This is a genomic window from Enterobacter cloacae complex sp. IR5441, assembly GCF_049238215.1.
In the GTDB taxonomy this organism is placed as follows: Bacteria; Pseudomonadota; Gammaproteobacteria; order Enterobacterales; family Enterobacteriaceae; genus Enterobacter; species Enterobacter hormaechei_C.
The window spans coordinates 1-20,817 of sequence record NZ_JBMKIA010000030.1 but is presented as its reverse complement, the minus strand read 5'-3'; the positions used below and the strand labels follow the sequence as shown (position 1 = coordinate 20,817).

22 protein-coding genes, 1 tRNA gene and 1 pseudogene are annotated in these 20,817 nt (G+C 51.7%); 19 read left to right on the top strand and 5 right to left on the bottom strand.

From position 1 onward, the window contains the following. The first annotated feature begins 3 nt into the window (after positions 1–3). The 4 genes from nqrE to dinB all read left to right on the top strand — a co-directional run bounded on the left by nqrE (position 4) and on the right by dinB (position 3,203). Entirely contained in the window at positions 4–600 is a 597-nt protein-coding gene (gene nqrE / locus ACOTX5_RS21635; protein WP_003863217.1) for an NADH:ubiquinone reductase (Na(+)-transporting) subunit E, read from the top strand. Positions 601–610: 10 nt separating this feature from the next. After that, positions 611–1,834: an NADH:ubiquinone reductase (Na(+)-transporting) subunit F gene (gene nqrF / locus ACOTX5_RS21630; RefSeq protein ID WP_015571374.1), complete on the top strand. Its 1,224-nt coding sequence runs from the start codon at positions 611–613 to the stop codon at positions 1,832–1,834. A gap of 2 nt (positions 1,835–1,836) precedes the next feature. Further along, on the top strand, positions 1,837–2,037 hold the full coding sequence (nqrM, locus tag ACOTX5_RS21625; RefSeq protein ID WP_003863212.1) for a (Na+)-NQR maturation NqrM: 201 nt from the start codon (positions 1,837–1,839) through the stop codon (positions 2,035–2,037). Positions 2,038–2,144: 107 nt separating this feature from the next. Further along, positions 2,145–3,203 (top strand): DNA polymerase IV, encoded by a 1,059-nt coding sequence (dinB, locus tag ACOTX5_RS21620; RefSeq protein WP_032102824.1) that lies wholly within the window; start codon positions 2,145–2,147, stop codon positions 3,201–3,203. 55 nt (positions 3,204–3,258) lie between these two features. On the opposite strand, the gene pepD is transcribed toward dinB, so the two are convergent. Next, positions 3,259–4,716, bottom strand: a complete 1,458-nt coding sequence (gene pepD / locus ACOTX5_RS21615) for a cytosol nonspecific dipeptidase (protein WP_032652656.1) — start codon at positions 4,714–4,716, stop codon at positions 3,259–3,261. A 258-nt stretch (positions 4,717–4,974) separates the two neighbouring features. Between pepD and gpt the strand changes: the two genes are divergently transcribed. From gpt to crl, 3 genes are all read left to right on the top strand, one after another. Then, the gene (gene gpt / locus ACOTX5_RS21610) at positions 4,975–5,433 is read left to right on the top strand and encodes a xanthine phosphoribosyltransferase (RefSeq protein ID WP_003863205.1); all 459 of its coding nucleotides are present in this window, start codon (positions 4,975–4,977) and stop codon (positions 5,431–5,433) included. Between the two features lie 104 nt (positions 5,434–5,537). Further along, positions 5,538–6,782: an esterase FrsA gene (gene frsA, locus ACOTX5_RS21605; protein ID WP_017694464.1), complete on the top strand. Its 1,245-nt coding sequence runs from the start codon at positions 5,538–5,540 to the stop codon at positions 6,780–6,782. A 56-nt stretch (positions 6,783–6,838) separates the two neighbouring features. Next, a complete protein-coding gene (crl, locus tag ACOTX5_RS21600; RefSeq protein WP_006809999.1) occupies positions 6,839–7,240 on the top strand; it encodes a sigma factor-binding protein Crl in 402 nt (133 codons plus the stop codon). A 131-nt stretch (positions 7,241–7,371) separates the two neighbouring features. On the opposite strand, the gene phoE is transcribed toward crl, so the two are convergent. Beyond that, on the bottom strand, positions 7,372–8,424 hold the full coding sequence (phoE, locus tag ACOTX5_RS21595) for a phosphoporin PhoE (protein ID WP_017383128.1): 1,053 nt from the start codon (positions 8,422–8,424) through the stop codon (positions 7,372–7,374). Positions 8,425–8,729: 305 nt separating this feature from the next. Between phoE and proB the strand changes: the two genes are divergently transcribed. The 6 genes from proB (at position 8,730) to ACOTX5_RS21565 (ending at position 14,595) form a co-directional block, all read left to right on the top strand. Further along, on the top strand, positions 8,730–9,833 hold the full coding sequence (gene proB, locus ACOTX5_RS21590) for a glutamate 5-kinase (RefSeq protein ID WP_015571369.1): 1,104 nt from the start codon (positions 8,730–8,732) through the stop codon (positions 9,831–9,833). Between the two features lie 11 nt (positions 9,834–9,844). Next, positions 9,845–11,098, top strand: a complete 1,254-nt coding sequence (gene proA, locus ACOTX5_RS21585) for a glutamate-5-semialdehyde dehydrogenase (protein WP_017383130.1) — start codon at positions 9,845–9,847, stop codon at positions 11,096–11,098. Between the two features lie 111 nt (positions 11,099–11,209). Beyond that, a tRNA-Thr gene (locus ACOTX5_RS21580) sits at positions 11,210–11,285 on the top strand. A 163-nt stretch (positions 11,286–11,448) separates the two neighbouring features. Beyond that, a complete protein-coding gene (locus tag ACOTX5_RS21575; protein WP_049110227.1) occupies positions 11,449–12,624 on the top strand; it encodes a tyrosine-type recombinase/integrase in 1,176 nt (391 codons plus the stop codon). Then, positions 12,621–13,955, top strand: coding sequence for an ATP-binding protein (locus ACOTX5_RS21570; protein ID WP_080350883.1), 1,335 nt, complete (start codon positions 12,621–12,623; stop codon positions 13,953–13,955). Before ACOTX5_RS21575 ends, ACOTX5_RS21570 begins: the two co-directional genes overlap by 4 nt. Continuing rightward, positions 13,948–14,595 (top strand): HNH endonuclease domain-containing protein, encoded by a 648-nt coding sequence (locus tag ACOTX5_RS21565; RefSeq protein WP_063438770.1) that lies wholly within the window; start codon positions 13,948–13,950, stop codon positions 14,593–14,595. The genes ACOTX5_RS21570 and ACOTX5_RS21565 overlap by 8 nt, the downstream gene beginning before the upstream one ends. A 633-nt stretch (positions 14,596–15,228) precedes the next feature. On the opposite strand, the gene ACOTX5_RS21560 is transcribed toward ACOTX5_RS21565, so the two are convergent. The 3 genes from ACOTX5_RS21560 to ACOTX5_RS21550 are packed head-to-tail and all read right to left on the bottom strand — an operon-like array spanning position 15,229 to position 16,772. Beyond that, positions 15,229–15,795 (bottom strand): phage polarity suppression protein, encoded by a 567-nt coding sequence (locus ACOTX5_RS21560; protein ID WP_048229227.1) that lies wholly within the window; start codon positions 15,793–15,795, stop codon positions 15,229–15,231. A gap of 18 nt (positions 15,796–15,813) precedes the next feature. After that, a complete protein-coding gene (locus ACOTX5_RS21555) occupies positions 15,814–16,041 on the bottom strand; it encodes an ogr/Delta-like zinc finger family protein (protein WP_045141904.1) in 228 nt (75 codons plus the stop codon). Continuing rightward, a complete protein-coding gene (locus ACOTX5_RS21550) occupies positions 16,038–16,772 on the bottom strand; it encodes a hypothetical protein (RefSeq protein WP_049110223.1) in 735 nt (244 codons plus the stop codon). The genes ACOTX5_RS21555 and ACOTX5_RS21550 overlap by 4 nt, the downstream gene beginning before the upstream one ends. Before the next feature lie 41 nt (positions 16,773–16,813). Here ACOTX5_RS21550 and ACOTX5_RS21545 point away from each other — a divergent pair, with 41 nt between their 5' ends. The 6 genes and pseudogenes from ACOTX5_RS21545 to ACOTX5_RS21520 all read left to right on the top strand — a co-directional run. Next, positions 16,814–16,993 carry a hypothetical protein gene (locus tag ACOTX5_RS21545; RefSeq protein ID WP_163373971.1) on the top strand — a complete coding sequence of 60 codons (180 nt, stop codon included), beginning with the start codon at positions 16,814–16,816 and terminating at the stop codon, positions 16,991–16,993. 341 nt (positions 16,994–17,334) lie between these two features. Continuing rightward, positions 17,335–17,601 (top strand): helix-turn-helix transcriptional regulator, encoded by a 267-nt coding sequence (locus tag ACOTX5_RS21540; RefSeq protein ID WP_048229231.1) that lies wholly within the window; start codon positions 17,335–17,337, stop codon positions 17,599–17,601. Next, positions 17,598–18,149 carry a host cell division inhibitor Icd-like protein gene (locus ACOTX5_RS21535; RefSeq protein ID WP_080350879.1) on the top strand — a complete coding sequence of 184 codons (552 nt, stop codon included), beginning with the start codon at positions 17,598–17,600 and terminating at the stop codon, positions 18,147–18,149. Before ACOTX5_RS21540 ends, ACOTX5_RS21535 begins: the two co-directional genes overlap by 4 nt. Next, positions 18,146–18,373, top strand: coding sequence for a hypothetical protein (locus tag ACOTX5_RS21530; protein ID WP_048229235.1), 228 nt, complete (start codon positions 18,146–18,148; stop codon positions 18,371–18,373). The genes ACOTX5_RS21535 and ACOTX5_RS21530 overlap by 4 nt, the downstream gene beginning before the upstream one ends. Beyond that, a complete protein-coding gene (locus ACOTX5_RS21525) occupies positions 18,370–18,690 on the top strand; it encodes a DUF5375 domain-containing protein (protein WP_048229237.1) in 321 nt (106 codons plus the stop codon). The genes ACOTX5_RS21530 and ACOTX5_RS21525 overlap by 4 nt, the downstream gene beginning before the upstream one ends. Before the next feature lie 14 nt (positions 18,691–18,704). Beyond that, positions 18,705–20,705 (top strand): annotated as a pseudogene (locus ACOTX5_RS21520) (primase-helicase zinc-binding domain-containing protein); the annotation flags it as partial. Between the last annotated feature and the right edge of the window lie 112 nt (positions 20,706–20,817).

Sequence of the window (20,817 nt, the reverse complement as noted above, 5' to 3'; positions counted from 1 at the left end):
ACAATGGCTCATTACCTGAGTTTATTTGTGCGCGCGGTGTTTGTTGAAAACATGGCGCTCGCTTTCTTCCTGGGCATGTGTACGTTCCTTGCCGTTTCTAAAAAGGTATCGACGGCATTTGGTCTGGGCGTGGCAGTTACCGTTGTGCTGGGGCTTTCCGTTCCGATTAACAACTTGGTATTCAACTTCGTGCTGCGCGATGGCGCGCTGGTGGAGGGGGTTGATCTTAGCTTCCTGAACTTCATCACCTTTATCGGAGTGATTGCAGCGCTTGTTCAGATCCTTGAGATGATCCTCGATAAATACTTCCCGTCGCTGTACAACGCGCTGGGGATCTTCCTGCCGCTGATCGCCGTGAACTGCGCCATCTTCGGTGGCGTCTCGTTTATGGTTCAGCGCGATTACAACTTCAGTGAATCGGTTGTGTATGGCTTCGGTTCCGGTATCGGCTGGATGCTGGCGATTGTCACCATGGCGGGGATCCGTGAAAAAATGAAATATGCCAACGTACCTGCGGGGCTTCGTGGCTTAGGGATCACCTTTATCACCACCGGCCTGATGGCGTTGGGCTTTATGTCCTTCTCCGGTGTGCAGCTATAAGGGCTAACAGATGGAAATTATTCTTGGCGTGGTGATGTTCACGCTGATAGTACTGGTGCTGTCAGGGCTGATCCTGGCGGCGCGTGCGAAGCTGGTCAATTCCGGGGATGTGATCATTGATATCAATGACGATCCGCAGAATCAGATCCGTACCCCGGCAGGGGATAAGCTGCTTAACACGCTCTCCGGCAACGGGATTTTTGTCTCGTCTGCCTGTGGCGGCGGTGGCTCCTGTGGCCAGTGCCGTGTGACGGTCAAAGAGGGCGGCGGTGATATTCTGCCAACGGAACTGTCGCATATCACGAAGCGTGAAGCGAAAGAGGGATGCCGTCTGGCGTGCCAGGTCGCTGTGCGCCAGAACATGAAGATTGAGCTGCCGGAGGAGATCTTCGGCGTGAAAAAATGGGAATGCGAAGTTATCTCTAACGATAACAAAGCCACGTTCATCAAAGAGCTCAAGCTGCGTGTCCCTGAAGGGGAGAGCGTCCCGTTCCGTGCGGGTGGGTATATCCAGATTGATTGTCCGGCACACACCGTCGCGTATGCTGACTTCGATGTGCCTGAGGAGTACCGGGCAGACTGGGATAAATTTAACCTCTTCCGCTTTGTTTCCGAGGTAAAAGAGCCCGCGCTTCGCGCCTATTCCATGGCTAACTATCCGGAAGAGAAGGGCATTATTATGCTCAACGTGCGTATCGCCACGCCGCCACCGAATGTGCCTGATGCCCCTCCTGGCGTCATGTCGTCGTATATCTGGTCCCTCAAGCCTGGCGACAAAGTGACGATTTCCGGCCCGTTCGGCGAATTCTTTGCCAAAGATACTGACGCGGAGATGGTCTTTATCGGCGGCGGTGCGGGTATGGCGCCGATGCGTTCGCATATTTTTGACCAGCTCAAACGACTTGGCAGCAAGCGTAAGATCAGCTTCTGGTACGGGGCGCGTTCACTGCGCGAAATGTTCTATGACGATGAGTTTGAACAACTGGCGCGTGATAACCCTAACTTTACCTTCCATGTGGCGCTATCCGATCCGCAGCCGGAAGATAACTGGACAGGCTATACGGGCTTCATCCACAACGTGCTGTATGAAAATTACCTCAAACAGCACCCGGCACCGGAAGACTGCGAGTTCTATATGTGTGGTCCACCAATGATGAACGCCGCCGTGATTAAGATGCTAAAAGATCTTGGCGTGGAAGATGAGAACATCATGCTTGATGATTTCGGAGGCTGATTATGCTGACTTTTCTGGCGACCTTTGCGGTGTTTGTGCTGGTGATCTTCGGCATGTCCTTAGGCTGGATCATCAAGCGTAAAAGCATTCAAGGCAGTTGCGGAGGCATCTCTTCCATCGGAATGGAAAAAGTGTGCGATTGTCCGGAACCGTGCGATGCGCGGAAAAAGCGGATGGCTCGCGAGCAGCAACGCATTATTTAGTCTTCCAGGTCGGGTAAGGCAACGCCGCCACCCGACAATTCCTGCGCGCACTTCTCAACCCTCATTTGTTTACTGTATACTTATCCAGTAATAAGTGAGGGCTTACTATGCGCAAAATAATCCATGTCGATATGGACTGCTTTTTTGCCGCAGTGGAGATGCGTGACAACCCGGCGCTGCGGGATATTCCGATCGCCATTGGCGGCAGCCGGGTTCAGCGCGGTGTCATCAGCACCGCCAACTATCCTGCTCGCAAATACGGTGTACGCAGCGCCATGCCGACAGCGATGGCGCTGAAACTGTGCCCGCATCTCACTCTTTTGCCCGGACGTTTTGATGCCTATAAAGAAGCATCGAGCCACATTCGGGAGATCTTCTCCCGCTACACCTCACTGATTGAACCGTTATCGCTGGATGAAGCCTATCTGGATGTCACCCACGGCGTGCACTGCCACGGCTCCGCCACCCTCATGGCGCAGGAGATCCGCCAGACTATTTTTAACGAGCTGAACCTGACGGCATCGGCAGGCGTCGCGCCGGTCAAATTTCTCGCCAAAATCGCCTCCGATTTAAATAAGCCCAACGGCCAGTACGTCATCACTCCGGAAGAGGTTCCGGCGTTTTTAAAGACGCTGCCGCTCAGCAAAATCCCCGGCGTGGGCAAAGTCTCCGCCGCGAAGCTGGAAAATATGGGGCTACGCACCTGCGAAGACGTTCAGCGCAGCGATCTGGCGCTGCTGCTTAAGCGTTTTGGCAAGTTTGGCCGCGTACTGTGGGAACGCAGTCAGGGCATTGATGACCGGGATGTGAACAACGAACGGCTGCGTAAATCGGTCGGCGTTGAACGCACGCTGAGCGAAGATATCCATGACTGGACCGAGTGTGAAACCATTATTACGGAACAGCTTTATCCTGAGCTTGAACGACGCTTACTGAAGGTCAAACCGGATCTGCTTATTGCCCGACAGGGCATCAAACTGAAATTTAACGATTTTCAGCAGACGACGCAGGAGCACGTCTGGCCACGCCTCAACAAAGAGGATCTTATCGCGACGGCGAAAAAGGCGTGGGAAGAACGGCGGGGCGGACGAGGGGTGAGGCTGGTGGGGCTGCACGTCACCTTGCTGGATCCGCAGCTGGAGCGTCAACTGGTGTTGGGACTGTAGATTACGCTAATCGTAGGCCCGGCAAGCGTAGCGCCACCGGGCATCAAACGGCTAATTACTTAACAGGAATTGCTTTCAGCAGCTCAGTCAGCAGCGTCCAGTAGTGACCGACGCTTTCAATGTGAACCTGCTCATCCGGGGAGTGTGGCCCGGTGATGGTTGGCCCGATGGAGACCATGTCCATATCCGGATACGGTTTCTTGAACAGACCACACTCCAGACCCGCATGAATAACCTGAATGTTCGGGGTGCTGTTGAACAGTCGCTGATAAGTTTCACGCACCAGTGCCATGACCGGAGAACTTGCATCCGGCTGCCAGCCCGGGTAGCTGCCTTTTGCAGACGTTTTCGCGCCCGCCAGGGTACCCAGAGATTCCAGCATGCTCACAACGTACTCTTTACCGCTGTCGATCAGGGAACGGATCAGGCAGATGATCTCTGCGCTGTCGTCACCCATGGTCACCACGCCCACGTTCAGGGAGGTTTCCACCACGCCTTTCGCCACGTCAGAGTTGCGAATAACGCCGTTTGGCGTTGCGTTCAGCAGCTGGACGAACGTGTCACGAGACTGTGCGGTCAGCGCGGCTTTATCCGTCGTAACGGACTCCAGCACCACCGTCAGGTTTTTCTCTTTTGCAGACAGTTCGTTTTTCAGGATCTCCAGATACACGCTGGAGAGTTTTTTCAGCTCGTCCGCTTTCGACGCAGGCACCGCCACGGTAGCGAAGGCTTCGCGAGGGATCGCGTTACGCAGAGTACCGCCGTTGAAGTCCACCAGACGCAGATCCAGTTCAGCAGCATGGCCCGCCAGGAAACGCGCCAGCAGTTTGTTGGCGTTGCCCAGGCCCAGGTGAATATCACCGCCGGAGTGACCGCCTTTCAGTCCTTTCAGCGTCAGCTTAAAGGTCTCGAATCCGGCAGGGATCGCTTCGCGGGACAGCGGCAGGGTAGAGATAAAATCGATCCCGCCTGCGCAGCCCATGTAGATCTCCCCCTCTTCTTCGGAGTCGGTGTTGATCAGAATGTCCGCTTGCAGCCAGTTTGCCTGGAGACCGAACGCGCCATCCATGCCCGCTTCTTCAGTCATGGTCAGCAGCACTTCCAGCGGACCGTGTTCAACGCTGTCGTCAGCCAGCACGGCCAGCGCGGAAGCCATACCAATGCCGTTATCTGCGCCCAGAGTCGTGCCGCGCGCCTTCACCCACTCACCGTCGATGTACGGCTGGATCGGGTCTTTTGTGAAGTCGTGAACGGTGTCGTTGTTTTTCTGCGGAACCATATCCAGGTGCGCCTGCAATACCACTGGCTTACGGTTTTCCATACCTGCGGTGGCAGGTTTGCGGATAAGAATATTGCCAACCTGGTCGCGCTCAGCGTGCAGACCTTTTTCCTTCGCCCAACCCATAATATGTTCGGCAAGCTGTTCTTCGTGATAGGAAGGGTGCGGAATGGAGCAGATTTTGGCAAAAATATCCCACAGTGGCTGTGGAGATAATTGAGACAGTTCAGACACGATAGGTCTCCTTGTCGTTGCGCTGCAAAACAATGTTGCAGGTCACAGGGTTAGCAGGTTAATCGTTACCACAAGTCAGGCTTGCGAGATGCAACTGAGAATACCACTTTCTCCCGTGGCTGGTAGCATTAAGCATGTAAAAACTCAGGCTCATGGCGCGTAACACTGGTTTTTAGTGCGTCAGATCTCTATAATCTCGCGCAACCTGGTTCACCCTCATTTTTTTAAGCCGTATATAAACAGGCTGGGACACTTCACATGAGCGAAAAATACGTCGTCACCTGGGACATGTTGCAGATTCACGCACGCAAACTGGCTGCGCGTCTGATGCCTTCCGAACAGTGGAAAGGCATTATTGCCGTCAGCCGTGGCGGTCTGGTACCGGGGGCGCTGCTGGCACGTGAGCTGGGTATTCGTCATGTCGATACCGTATGTATCTCCAGCTACGATCACGACAACCAGCGCGAACTGAAAGTGCTGAAACGCGCGGAAGGCGACGGTGAAGGCTTTATCGTTATCGACGATCTGGTGGACACCGGCGGTACCGCGGTGGCTATCCGCGAAATGTATCCAAAAGCGCACTTCGTCACTATCTTCGCGAAACCAGCGGGTCGCCCACTGGTTGATGATTACGTTATTGATATCCCGCAGGATACCTGGATTGAACAGCCATGGGATATGGGCGTGGTCTTCGTACCGCCTATCTCTGGCCGTTAATTTCAGTACGTAACTTTACACGCCCGGTTATGCCGGGCGTTGTTCTTTTTAGCCTGCCACGCGTTACAATGGTCTTCATATGACGTATCCATGGAGGCAACGCAATGACGCAGGCGAATCTTACCGAAACTCTCTTCAAACCCCGTTTCAAGCACCCTGAAACGTCGACGCTGGTGCGTCGTTTTAATCCGGGGACAATGCCTGCCGTTCAGTCAGCGTTAGACGGTAAGAACGTGCCCCACTGGTATCGAATGATTAACCGCCTGATGTGGATCTGGCGCGGCATCGATCCGCGTGAAATCCTCGACGTGCAGGCGCGTATCGTGATGAGTGAGTCCGAGCGTACCGACGGCGATCTCTACGATACGGTGGTGGGCTACCGTGGTGGAAACTGGATCTACGAATGGTCAAAGCAGGCCATGCTCTGGCAGCAAAAAGCGAGCCAGGAAGAAGACGCCACTCTCAGCGGAAAGCACTGGCTGCATGCGGCAAATCTGTACAGCATCGCTGCATATCCGCATCTTAAAGGCGACGAACTGGCAGAGCAGGCCCAGGCGCTGGCAAACCGGGCTTATGAAGAGGCCGCGCAGCGGTTGCCTGGCCGGATGCGTGAAATTGAGTTCGCCATTCCCGGTGGCAGCCCGGTGACCGGATTCCTGCATATGCCGGAGGGGGAAGGGCCGTTCCCGACGGTTCTGATGTGCGGTGGACTGGACTCGTTACAAATTGACTATTACAGCCTGTATGAGCGCTACTTTGCCCCAAACGGAATCGCCATGCTGACGCTTGATATGCCTTCCATTGGTTTTTCATCCAAATGGAAACTTACGCAAGACTCCAGCCTGCTGCACCAGCATGCTTTAAAAGCGCTGGAGAATATCCCTTGGGTTGACCACACCCGGGTTGGCGCGTTTGGCTTCCGCTTTGGCGCTAACGTCGCGGTACGGCTTGCCTACCTTGAATCTTCACGCCTGAAGGCCGTCGCCTGTCTTGGCCCGGTGGTGCATGCTCTGTTAAGCGATCCTGCGCGTCAGGGTAGCGTTCCTGAGATGTATCTGGACGTGCTGGCGAGCCGACTTGGCATGCATGATGCTTCAGACGAAGCGTTGCGCATTGAACTTAATCGTTATTCATTAAAAACGCAGGGCTTACTCGGCCGCCGCTGCCCAACCCCGATGATGTCCGGTTTCTGGAAGAACGATCCGTTTAGCCCGGAAGAGGAGTCACGCTTAATCACGTCGTCATCTTCTGATGGTAAATTGCTGGAGGTACCCTTCAGCCCGGTGTACCAGAATTTTGACAAAGCGCTGAAAGAGATCACACGCTGGATCACGCAGAGATTGTGTTAATAGTTTGCTAAATTTCGTTGGTTTGGTAAAACAGTGCTTCACAAAAGGAGATCGCAATGACGTTACCGAGTGGACACCCGAAAAGTAGACTGATTAAGAAGTTCATGGCTCTTGGCCCGTATATTCGAGAAGAGCAGTGTGAAGAGAATCGCTTTTTTTTCGACTGCCTGGCTGTTTGCGTCAACGTGAAGCCTGCACCCGAAAAACGTGAGTTCTGGGGCTGGTGGATGGAAATGGAAGCACAGGAAAACCGTTTTACCTATAGCTATCAGTTTGGCCTGTTTAATAAAGACGGGCACTGGCAGGCGACGAGCATCAAAGATCAGGAAGTGATCGATCGTCTGGAGCATACGCTAAAAGAATTTCACGGCAAAGCTCGTGATCTGCTGGCAACGCTGGATCTGAAGCTGGAGCCTGCGGACGATTTTTCCAGCGAAGCGGTGAAACTGAGAGCCTGATGATGTCACAGCGCCGGGTGGCGGCTACGCCTTACCCGGCATGAAAAATGTACTATCCCGTACGCCCGGTAAGCACAGCGTCACCGGGCACAAAAAAACCGGCTCAGCGCCGGTTTTTTATTACCACAACATCAGAACTGGTAGGTCATGCCCAGCGCAACGATATCATCGCTGCTTACGCCCAGTTTATTATCGTCATCGATCTGGTTGATCTTATAATCAACAAACGCAGACATATTTTTGTTGAAATAATATGTAGCACCTACGTCGATGTATTTCACGATATCTTCATCGCCGATACCTTCGATATCTTTGCCTTTAGACTGCACGTAACCCAGAGATGGACGCAGACCAAAGTCAAATTGATATTGCGCAACCACTTCGAAGTTTTGCGCTTTATTTGCAAAGCCACCGGAAATAGGGGCCATATTGCGGGTTTCGGAATAGATAGTGGCCAGATAAATATCGTTGGCATCATATTTCAAACCGGTTGCCCAGCCTTCTGCTTTTTTACCTTCGCCGCGTGCCTGAAGGTTTTGATCGTTAGTGCGATCGGAGCTGGCATACGCACCAATCACAGAAAAATCGCTGCCGCCGAAGTCATAGCTCAGGGAGGTACCGAAGCCGTCACCGTTTTGCTTCTTCACGTCGCGGTTTTCATTTTTGCCCTGGTATTGCAGGGTCATGTTCAGGCCGTCAACCAGGCCAAAGAAATCGGTATTACGGTATGTGGCCAGACCGGAGGCGCGTTTCGTCATGAAGTTATCGGTCTGCGCCAGGCCGTCACCGCCGAACTCCGGGAACATATCGGTGTATGCGGCGACATCATACAGCGCGCCCAGGTTACGGCCGTAATCCAGTGAGCCGAAGTCTTTCAGTTTCAGCCCGGCAAATGCCAGACGTGTTTTTTGAGAAGAGTCGCTCTCAGCTTTGTTACCTGCGAACTCAGCTTCCCAACGTCCGTAGCCCGTCAGCTGATCGTTAATCTGCGTTTCACCCTTAAAGCCGAAACGAACGTAAGTCTGGTCACCATCCTTAGCGTCATCATCACTGATGTAGTGCATTGCTTTTACTTTGCCGTACACGTCCAGTTTATTCCCGTTTTTATTATAAACTTCTGCTGCCTGAACAGATGCGGAAGCAACTACGCCCATTACCACTAATGCCAGAGTGCTCTTTTTCATTTTCAATCCTGATTTTATAAAAACGCGCTAATATTCGCTGAGTAATAAGATTCGACTTATTACCCCGTGAAAAACAGGAAGGGTTTTATCGTTCGTGGGTGAAAGTTTTATGACAAAGTAAGAATATGTCTAAAAAAGTATGTTTTAATTTTTCGGTAATAAAATTGTCAAAATCTGCCGCTACGCTTCCTGATCCCGCGCAACAAAGTGACGGGTCATGCGCTAAGGCAGTTGGCAACGGAGCTGACACCTGTTAAAACGTCTGACTGACATCATTTTCCCTTATTGTTGAACGGCAGAGAATCATGAGTGACAGCCAGACGCTGGTGGTAAAACTCGGTACCAGTGTGTTAACAGGCGGATCGCGCCGCCTGAATCGTGCCCATATCGTTGAGCTTGTACGTCAGTGCGCTCAGTTGCATGCCGCAGGGCATCGTATTGTGATTGTGACTTCCGGGGCGATTGCCGCCGGGCGTGAACACCTGGGCTACCCCGAACTCCCCGCGACGATCGCCTCCAAACAGCTGCTGGCCGCCGTGGGACAAAGCCGACTCATACAGCTCTGGGAACAACTGTTCTCCATCTACGGCATTCACGTCGGGCAGATGCTGCTGACGCGTGCGGATATGGAAGACAGAGAACGTTTCCTGAACGCCCGCGATACGCTGCGTGCACTGCTGGATAACCATATCGTTCCGGTCATTAACGAAAACGACGCTGTTGCCACCGCTGAAATCAAAGTGGGCGACAACGATAACCTCTCTGCGCTGGCGGCGATCCTGGCAGGGGCCGATAAGCTACTGCTTCTGACCGATCAGCAGGGGCTGTTTACCGCTGACCCGCGTTCTAATCCACAGGCAGAACTAATTAAAGACGTTCACGGCATTGACGATGCGCTGCGCGCCATTGCGGGTGACAGCGTTTCTGGTCTGGGGACAGGCGGCATGGGCACCAAGCTCCAGGCCGCGGACGTGGCGTGTCGGGCCGGTATCGACACCATCATCGCCGCGGGCAGCCGTCCGGGCGTGATCGGTGATGTGATGGAAGGCATCTCTGTGGGCACACGATTCCACGCTCAGGCATCCCCGCTGGAAAACCGAAAGCGCTGGATCTTTGGCGCGCCCCCGGCTGGCGAACTGACCGTGGATGAAGGCGCGACCGCCGCTATTCTGGAAAGAGGAAGCTCGTTACTTCCAAAAGGAATTAAAAGCGTGACAGGCAACTTCTCGCGTGGTGAAGTGATCCGAATCCGTAACCTTGAAGGTCGCGACATCGCTCATGGCGTAAGTCGTTATAACAGCGACGCGCTGCGTCGGATTGCTGGTCACCATTCCCAGCAGATCGACGCCATCCTGGGCTATGAATATGGCCCGGTTGCCGTGCATCGTGACGACATGATTATTCGTTAAGGAGCCAGAACATGCTTGAACAAATGGGCGCAGCCGCGAAAGCAGCCTCTTATAAACTGGCGCTCCTTTCCAGCCGCGAGAAAAACCGCGTGCTGGAAAAAATCGCTGATTATCTGGAATCTCAGTCGCAGGAAATTTTGCTCGCCAACGAGCAGGATCTGCTGGAAGCGCGTCGCAACGGCTTAAGCGAAGCGATGCTCGATCGTCTGGCGCTGACCCCGGCGCGTCTGAAAGGTATCGCCGACGACGTCCGTCAGGTGTGCAACCTCCCCGACCCGGTAGGGCAGGTGATTGACGGTGGGGTGCTCGACAGCGGATTACGCCTTGAGCGTCGCCGCGTGCCGCTTGGCGTCATTGGGGTGATTTACGAAGCGCGTCCAAACGTGACGGTGGATGTCGCCTCCCTGTGCCTGAAGACCGGTAATGCCGCGATCCTGCGTGGCGGGAAGGAGACCTGGCGCACCAACGCCGCGACGGTAAACGTCATTCAGCAGGCGCTGGAGGAGTGTGGTTTACCGGCGGGTGCCGTGCAGGCGATTGAAAGCCCCGACCGTGCGCTGGTCAACGAGATGCTGCGCATGGACAAATACATCGACATGCTGATCCCACGCGGCGGCGCGGGCTTGCACAAGCTGTGCCGTGAGCAATCTACCATTCCGGTGATCACCGGTGGTATTGGCGTATGCCATATCGTAGTGGATGACACCGCGGAGGTAGAACCTGCGCTGAAGATTATCGTCAACGCTAAAACACAGCGTCCAAGCACCTGTAATACGGTGGAAACGCTGCTGGTGCATCAGGGCATCGCCAGTACCTTCCTGCCAGCGCTGAGCAAGCAGATGGCGGAAAGTGGCGTCACGCTGCATGCGGATGAGAAGTCTCTCGCCCTGCTGAAAGACGGTCCGGCGAAGGTCGTTCCGGTTAACGCGGAGCAGTACGACGATGAGTATTTGTCGCTGGATCTGAACGTGAAGGTGGTTGCGGATCTCGATGACGCTATTGCGCACATTCGTGAACACGGAACCCAGCATTCTGACGCGATCCTGACGCGCACCCTGCGCAATGCCGATCGGTTTGTGAATGAAGTGGATTCGTCTGCGGTTTACGTGAATGCCTCGACGCGCTTCACCGATGGCGGCCAGTTTGGTCTGGGCGCGGAGGTGGCTGTGAGCACTCAGAAGCTGCACGCCCGCGGTCCGATGGGGCTGGAAGCACTGACCACCTACAAGTGGATCGGCTACGGTGATGATACGATTCGTGGGTAAATAATCGCGGGTGATGCAAAAATAGCCGTTTGATTCAAAAGGGCATTGACGCATCACCCGGTTAGATCTACTCTTTTGCCCCGTGGTTACGCTCGTAACCGGCCTTTCAGGGCCGATATAGCTCAGTTGGTAGAGCAGCGCATTCGTAATGCGAAGGTCGTAGGTTCGACTCCTATTATCGGCACCATCTCAATTTCCTCAAACGTCCGTATTCATCCATAACTACCATGATTTATATAGATTTTATCGAATTTTAGTCCGTCACTGTCCGTAACCATCCAGTAGAATCCGATACGGAATGTGTATAGGATTGTGTATATGTTCCTGTTCGGTCTTGGATTCCTATACACATGCCTTTAAACGATATGCAGATTCGCCGCGCTAAGCCTGAAGCTAAAGCCTATACACTTGGAGATGGGCAAGGGCTGTCATTGCTTATAGAGCCTAATGGAAGCAAGAGCTGGCGGTTCCGTTATCGTTTTGCCGGTAAACCCAAAATGATCTCGCTTGGTGTTTATCCAACAATCACACTTGCCGATGCGCGTTCCCGTCGTGAGGATGCCCGAAAGCTGGTCGCCGAAGGAAAGAATCCGAGTGAGGTTCGAAAAGAGCAGAAGATTGCTTTGCAAACGGAATCCGAAAATGCGTTTGAAAAGATAGCCACAGAATGGCATCAGATGAAGTCTACCAAATGGTCGGCAGGATATGCGTCAGATATCATGGAAGCATTTCAGAATGATATTTTCCCATATGTAGGGGAAAGACCCATTGGCGAAATAAAACCGCTAGAACTGCTTAATGTGCTGCGTAAAATTGAAAAGCGCGGAGCGTTAGAGAAGATGCGCAAAGTGCGACAGCGTTGCTCAGAGGTTTTTCGTTACGCGATCGCTACAGGAAGGGCTGAGTTTAATCCTGCTGCGGATCTATCCAGTGCTCTCGAAGTACATCAATCCAATCACTACCCTTTTCTAAAAGCTGACGAGATAACTGATTTTCTGCGTGCTTTAGACAGTTATACAGGGAGTCGGCTTGTCCAAATTGCTACTAAATTACTGATGATCACAGGTGTAAGAACCATCGAATTGCGTGCAGCATTATGGTCAGAATTTGATCTAGATAACGCTCTTTGGGAAATTCCTGCCGAAAGGATGAAAATGCGTAGGGCGCATCTTGTGCCATTGTCAACTCAGGCGTTAGATTTACTCAAGGAACTCAAGATAATGACAGGAAACTATCGTTATGTTTTTCCGGGACGTAACGATCCGAACAAACCTATGAGTGAAGCAAGCATAAATCAGCTTATCAAACGTATTGGATACGGTGGGAAGCTAACTGGACATGGTTTCAGACATACATTGTCTACAATTTTGCATGAGCGTGGTTATGAAAGTATATGGATTGAAATGCAACTAGCTCATGTGGACAAAAACAATATCAGAGGTACTTACAACCATGCTCAATATATATCAAATAGAAGAGTCATGCTTTCATGGTATAGTGATTTTATTTTTAAAAGTGGTGAATGATGAAATTCCAAATTGAAAAAGTGACTAGTGATAGTCGTGTGTTTACCTTAAGCAAAGGTAATGTAAGTGAACAAAACACATATACGATTATCACTGGTAAAAATTCAAGCGGTAAGAGCCGTCTACTTAGTAAGGTAGTTAATTCTTTTATTTTCTCTAAAGATGACAGTGCACTCTTAGCATCAGGTTCAATTACTAGTCCAAAGAAAGTTATTGCAGTTTCAACTGGGCGATTTGATAAGTTTCCTTTATATGTGCATGCTGCAAAAAATAGCAACTTTAAGAATAATTATTTTTATTATGGTTTAAAAACAACTAGTAATTCACCACACGCGATTCTGACTAAAGGTATCGCCTCAATTTTTTATGGCATGAGTATTAATCATGGCATCTTAAAAAGATTAGGGAGACTATTTTCATATTTAGGATTCGCTCCAATGATGGATATTAGTTTCTCTTTAAATGTAAATCTCGGTAAGTTAAAAAGCGGCAACTATGTAGAATTCTATAACGATTACGTAGAGAGAAACAGATTTAAAGATCCATTGTTCATTGAAAAACTTAATAATTATAAAGAAAAGAATAAGTTAACTCATCTTGAAGATTTTATATCAAATGTTTCTAAATACATCGATTATACCCAATATCATTATCTTGGTAAAAACTTTTATTTCAAGCTCAACTTATACTCAGAAAGCGATATGTTTGAATCTGAGATTGAAAATTTGTTGGTTCTTATTGATTTAAATATTTTGCAAGTTAAAGATATTAGGGTGTTTGGGAAGACTGAAAAAAACAAAATAAGCCTTTTCCAATCTAGTTCTGGTCAGCAATGTATGATTTTGATGATGATGGGGATAGCGAGTTCCATCTCAAATGGCTCTCTAATTTGCATTGATGAGCCAGAGATAAGTCTTCACCCTAAATGGCAGCTAGAATTTATAGATTTACTACAAAATACATTTTCTGACTATGTTGGTTGTCATTTTTTAATTGCGACACACTCTCCGCAAATAGTATCAGGTTTAAAGTCTGATAATGGATACATTCTCTCTCTTGAGAATGATGAGCTAACTTCTTCTGTCGATAATTCATTTAGATCAGCTGATTATCAACTAGCAGAAGTGTTCGATGCTCCTGGGTATAGAAATGAATATATAACGAAGTTAGCAATTAACTTATTTTCAAAAGTTAAAAAGAATAAATCTTTCGATGTAGAAGATACTGCTTTGTTGGAAAGGTTAAAAAGTTTTAAGGAAAATATAGCATCAGAGGATCCTGTCTACGAGTTGATTAAAGTGTTGGAGGAGGTTTTCGATTATTATGGCTGATATTGAAAACCTTTATGTTTTTACCAGGGATGATCTTTTGGCTATCGATGAGGTCAAGCGAGGTAATTATACACATTTGTCTTGGGGGGAGGGTTTGCTATCTAACCTTAGAGCAAGAATTAGGGATTTTTATCGTGGTGAACAACGCGGTACGTGTGCATTTTGTAAAAATGATATTTCATTACGCTCTGCTTTAAACTGTACTGTTGAACATATAATACCAAAATCCTTAAAGTTAGATTTTATGTTCACTTCTAGAAATCTATGTGTAATATGTGCTGATTGTAATGAGATTAAACGCGCTCAGGAAGTGATTAATGAAGTTCCTGATGTAACTAGAAACAGCTCTCGACGTGTAAGATACCCAACGACAGGTACTGTCTTTAAAATAGTACATCCCCATTTTGATTCATGGGATGAGCACATTATCAGGTTTGGCAGGGCATATATTGACAAATCAATGAAAGGTGCGAATACCATAAGCATCTGTAAGCTAAACAGATTTTTTCATGAATTTGAAGTTGGTGATGAATATATAACCGAAACTGACTTGACCGGTTTGATGGAAGAGTATCTCAGCACTCAGAGTATTATTAGGCGGGCTGAACTTTTGTTGCAAATAAAAGCAGCCTTGCGATAGTTTATGGTTACGCCTCTCATGTAAAAAAAGGATATGTTTTTTATTTTTAGATGTGAGGCGTTTGTTAATATTTCAAGAAGTCAATGTAGTGCGTAATGTGCAATTATTCGAGGTTATTGGAATAACCAGAGTGATAGTATGCTATTATTTTATTCTGGAGTTATTTTACATGTACATAGGATGTTTTTTTAGAGGTTTTTTAAAGAAGGTTTTTTGTATTCTATTTTTTTTGCAGTGATTATATGTCAAGGAATTGAGTCTAAAACTAGTAATGTCTCGCATTCTGTATGCACAGCTTAATTACTCAATGTCATACCGTTTATGGACCACAATCAGATGTTAATATTTAACCGAAAGTTTACGCTTTATCTCTATGTAAGTGGTTCTATAAATATTCGAATAGTATAAATTAAAAATGATTAATCACTGTCTTGGCGCGCAATGCTCTCCCCGCCCCGCCTGCCCGCTTAAGGGGCCTCTTTCAATGCAGGTGCAAGAGCAGCCTCAGACCGCACCAGAGCTGGCGCTGGCGGGGGAGGCCGGGACGTGAAAACGCATGCAAAACCATGCACCTTACGCATGCATGGCTTAATTCGGGAAAAATGGCGGGATTTACGGGGATTTTTTGACGGGCTACTGCGAGGCCAGTTCTGCGCGTTTATTCACGTAATTCTGGTTTTGTGCAGGTGTGAATTTCTCACGATTATCATCCCGCGAAGCCGCATCAGGCCTGAATCCGATGTCCGTTAAAATGTCATTATCCTGTGCGCAATAATTAATTTTTTCACCGGCGGCCAGCCACACCGACAGCGCCTCGCGCAGGTAATCGACGGAGTGCTGCATCGCGCAGTGTCTGACGGCGGGATTCTGGCTGTTATAGTCCATTAATTCAGGCGCAAGCGCGGCGGCCAGCTCTGCGCCGTGCGCCTGCATAAAATCATTCAGCCGGTCACGGATACTGATGCGCTGCACGCTCTCATGTGCGCGAATATAACGACCGGCCGCCTGATTAATTTCCCATTTTTTCACGTCGATAATATCGCGCAGGGTTTGCAGACTCCGGGTGCGGCTGTCATCACCGGTGGCGATGAGTTCCCGGTATTCCTGTTCGGTGTCGGCCAGCTCCTGTTTGCGGGTCAGCCAGGCGGTTTTAGTGTTCTGACAGACTTCAAAGGCCTGCTCCAGCGTTAAGGGTGTCATCAGGTGTCTCCGTATGGGTTACAGGCGTTGTTTTCGGGTTTTACCGGCCTGAGTGCAGATTAAATGGTCGTCTGTTTCTGTCGTGGCCGAGGGCGGCTGAATCACTTTGTCGACTGACTCCACCGTTCTGAACGTGGCGGAGCACAGGACGTTGGTGCACTGGTAATAAATCTGCTTGATCGTCCCGGACAGATAGCGGCTGGTACGGGTGTGCGCCGGGCACTGACAGAACGGGCAGTGCATCACTCCAGCAGTCCCCGCGCTTTCAGGTCAGCTTCACGCTCATGCAGTTTGTTAAAGAAGGCCTGACGCTGACCGTTGGTCACTGCCACGCCGTAATCCATATGGGGCAGCGTCTCAGCCGACAGCCCGGTTTTAAACAGCACCGGCTCATCCGCCAGACGGATATGACAGTCATTCACTGCACGCTTGAGCCACGCCTGCACCTCCTGCATGACGGCTTTATCCGGTTCGACATAACCCTGAATCCCGACGGTGTTTGCGAGCGGGTTCCCCAGCGTCAGCATTTTCAGTTTCATCGCCCGGACAAGGGCCCCGCACGTATCACGCAGCGCGTTATCCAGCTCTTTCCCGGCGTACTGGCTGAGCACGCTATGATGCGCCTGACGATAATCTCTGGCCGTGCCGTCACAGAGGGCTTTCAGCCGGTCGCTGTCATAGGCCAGAACCTCAGCCAGCCTGTCGCATTCCTGCACCAGCTCGCGGGAGGCCACGCGTGCCAGATGCTGTTGTTTCAGCTCATCCGTCAGCACTGCTCCACCGGCACGGAATGCCCTGCGCCATACGCTGGCATCGCTGCCGTTTTCCTTTTCAATCTCAGCTTTCTGTTCGGCGGTTCGGGCAATGGCCGTGGTGGTGTCATCCATCTGACGGGCGCTCTCGAGGTGGGCGGCTCTGGCCGCGTCCAGTTGTTGAAATGCGGGTGTCAGGTATTCAGGGATAGCGGTGGTGGTCATGGTGTGTCTCCTCAGTCATGTCAAGTTGAGGAGATTCTGCCGTGCGCCACACAACAACTCGACTCATTGCCGTTGTGGCAGGAATGGCACAGACGGGACTTTCAAAAGCAGGCTTGCCAGAGAAAGGTCGCAGGAAAATCACCCTCTCTGTTTGTTTTTTTACTGTTTACTATTCACCACTGTTCACCTTAAATAAAAATATAAGTAATACAGTATCTTAAATGGTGAACAGTTGATGGTCTGACTGTTCACCGTCTGTTCACCACTGTTCACCCTGAGCATTTATTGACCACTGACTGAGTTTCAGCTGGTTAGATTCATTCGGAATAAAAGTGTGTATATATATTTCATTTTTAACTTATCGACTTTGCCAACAATGGCCAATAAAGGCCAATAACGGCCAATATAGGCCAGCAGTGTTTACGGTATAAAATTCAGTCAGTTGTGTGGTGGGCTGATATGAAAAGACTTGTTGCCCTGAGAGAAAATATTCACAAAATAGAGAGCTACCCGAGGCCGGACGGACACGACCGGCACTGTATGGACTTTATGAGGTAGCCCGATGCACACCGCTTTTTCTTCCCCGTCTTCTGCGCCTGTCGCCCCGCCAATGCCGTTTTCTGACGCCGTTCAGGAGCGCTTTATTCGCCTGCCCGAAGTGATGCACCTGTGTGGCCTGTCCCGTTCGACGATTTATGACCTCATCAGCCGGGAGGCTTTCCCGAAACAGATCTCACTTGGCGGTAAAAACGTGGCGTGGGCGCAGTCAGAAATCGCCGCATGGATGGCCGAACGGATCGCCGATCGTAACCGGAGCTGTGACGCATGATGATGACCGTTCTTCTGAAAGCCCCTTTTTCTGGCTTGCTTCCGTTCGCCGTTTCCAGGTATAGTTTTCCCGCTGTCGCAAAATCGACAGCCGGGCGTGGAAACCCGTGTTTAACTATGGCGACATTAGACGCGCCTTGCGTCTTTTTTTATGTCTGTGCCTTGATGCACCCGTTATCTGCGCAACGGTTTAGAAACCTGTGCGCTGTTATAATAATGGTGGCTCAGGCGGGGCCGACTTCGGTCGGGCCGGTTCCCATAGTTACCGGTATTTCCACCCCCGTCTGGGCTACCACCCATAAGTGTGGAAACTTCGGTGGTAGCTGTAACCAGCTAACTATGGAGGTTGCCCTTATGGCTACGATCCTCACCCCGTCACACCCGCAATTTGTCTTCCTGTTTGCCGCCGTTCGTCGCGCAGACCGTAAACCCCGTATCTGTATGCTTCGCACCGTGGCCGGTGACGAGCACGCCGCACGTCTTTCCCTTGTTCGCGATTACATCCTCTCGTTTGCTGGCCGTCTGCCGGTTGCAGAGGTGCGCGCATGAAACACACCACCCTCAGCATTAAAGAACTCGAATGCCTTGAGCACCTGCGCAACGTCGGCCACTTTGTCAGCGCGATGATGCAGGAGCAGGACTGCACCACCCTCCACCGCGACCCCGCGCAGCAGTCGCAGCTTAACTCCGTGATTTACCTGATGACCGCCCAGCTCGACGGCGTGGTCGAACGCTGCAATCAGCGCTGGCTGGCCGGGGAGGGTAGCGTATGAAAAAGCCGTTACCGCCGGTATTACGCGCCGCCCTGTATCGTCGTGCCGTGGCCTGTGCCTGGCTGACCCTATGCGAACGTCAGCACCGCTACCCGCAACTCACCCTTGATGCGCTGGAAAGTGCTATTGCCGCCGAGCTGGAAGGGTTTTATCTGCGCCAGCATGGCGAGGAAAAAGGCCGTCAGATTGCCTGTGCGCTGCTGGAGGATTTGATGGAAGCCGGACCACTGAAAGCCGCGCCGTCGCTGTCCTTTCTGGGGCTTGCCGTAATGGATGAACTCTGTGCCCGTCATATCGACACGCCGGTTGTGCACTGAGGGAGAAAATAACGATGAAAATGAACGTAACGGAAACCGTAAAACAGGCATGCGGCCACTGGCCGCGCATTCTCCCGGCGCTGGGTGTGAAAGTGAGTAAAAACCAGCATCAGGCCTGCCCGGTGTGCGGCGGCTCTGACCGCTTCCGCTTCGATGATAAAGAGGGGCGCGGGACGTGGTTCTGCAACCAGTGCGGCGCGGGTGACGGACTTAAGCTGGTCGAAAAGGTGTTCGGCGTGTCGGCTTCCGAAGCCGCCGGGAAGGTGAGCGCCCTGACCGGCAGTCTGCCGCCGGTTGCTGAGGACATTATTACCGCCGCCGAGGCCGAAAGCGATGCCAGCCGGAGAGCCGCTGCCACGCTTGCCGCAAAGCTTCTGGAGAAAACCCGCCCGGGCACCGGCAACGCCTACCTGACCCGGAAGGGCTTTCCTGCGCTCGAATGCCTGACGCTTTCCACCACACACAAGACCGGCGGCGTGACCTACCGCGCCGGTGATGTCATCGTGCCGCTGCAGGACGATACCGGCTCGGTGGTTAACGTTCAGCTTATTAATTCTGACGGCCTCAAACGCACCCTGAAAGGCGGAGCGGTAAAAGGGGCGTATCACCTTATCAAGGGGAAAAAAGAGGCGGGAAAACGCCTGTGGATAGCGGAGGGCTACGCGACCGCGCTCACCGTGCATCACCTGACCGGTGAAACCGTCATGGTGGCGCTCTCGTCCGTGAACCTCCTTTCTCTGGCGAGCCTTGCCCGTCAGAGGCACCCGGCCTGTCAGATTATCCTCGCCGCTGACCGTGACCTCAGCGGGAACGGCCAGATCAAAGCCGCAGAGGCCGCACAGGCCTGTGAGGGCACGGTTGCCCTCCCGCCGGTGTTCGGTGACTGGAATGATGCGTTTATGCAGCAGGGCGAGGACACCACACGCAAAGCGATTTACGATGCCATCCGGCCAGCGGCGCAAAGCCCGTTCGACACCATGAGCGAGGCGGAATTTACCGCCATGAGCACCAGTGAAAAGGCGATGCGGGTGCATGAGCATTACGGCGAAGCGCTGGCTGTGGATGCGAACGGCCAGCTCCTGTCCCGGTATGAAGCCGGGACATGGAAAATCATCCCGCCCTCAGACTTTGCGCGCGACGTGGCCGGGCTGTTCCAGCGCCTGCGTGCCCCGTTTTCATCGGGGAGAATTGCCTCGGTGGTCGATACCCTGAAACTCATTATTCCGCAGCAGGCCGCCCCGGCGCGTCGTCTGATTGGCTTTCGCAACGGTGTGCTCGATACCCTCACCGGCGTATTCAGTCCGCACAGCAAATCACACTGGCTGCGCACCCTGTGCGACGTGGACTTTACCCCTCCGGTGGAGGGTGAAACGCTGGAAACCCATGCGCCGAATTTCTGGCGCTGGCTCGACCGTGCGGCCAGTGGTAATTCGGCTAAACGTGACGTGATACTCGCCGCGCTGTTTATGGTGCTGGCGAACCGCTACGACTGGCAGCTTTTTCTCGAAGTCACCGGACCCGGCGGAAGCGGGAAAAGTATTCTGGCCGAAATTGCGACCCTGCTCGCCGGGGAGGACAACGCTACGTCAGCGACCATCGAGACGCTGGAATCACCACGTGAGCGTGCCGCGCTGATTGGCTTCTCGCTGATACGCCTGCCTGACCAGGAGAAATGGAGCGGGGACGGCGCAGGACTTAAGGCCATAACCGGCGGCGATGCCGTGTCAGTTGACCCAAAATACCGCGACGCCTATTCGGCCTATATCCCGGCGGTGATTCTGGCCGTGAACAATAACCCGATGCGCTTCACCGACCGCAGCGGCGGCGTGTCCCGTCGGCGGGTGATAATCCACTTCCCGGAGCAAATTGCCCCGGAGGAGCGTGACCCGCAGCTTAAGGACAAAATCGCGCAAGAGCTGGCCGTCATCGTGCGCCAGCTTATGCAGCAGTTCAGCGACCCGATGACGGCGCGTGCATTGCTCCAGTCACAGCAGAACTCTGACGAGGCACTCAGCACTGATGAATCCCCTAATGATTTTGGTAAAAATCATTAAGTTAAGGTGGATACACATCTTGTCATATGATCAAATGGTTTCGCGAAAAATCAATAATCAGACAACAAGATGT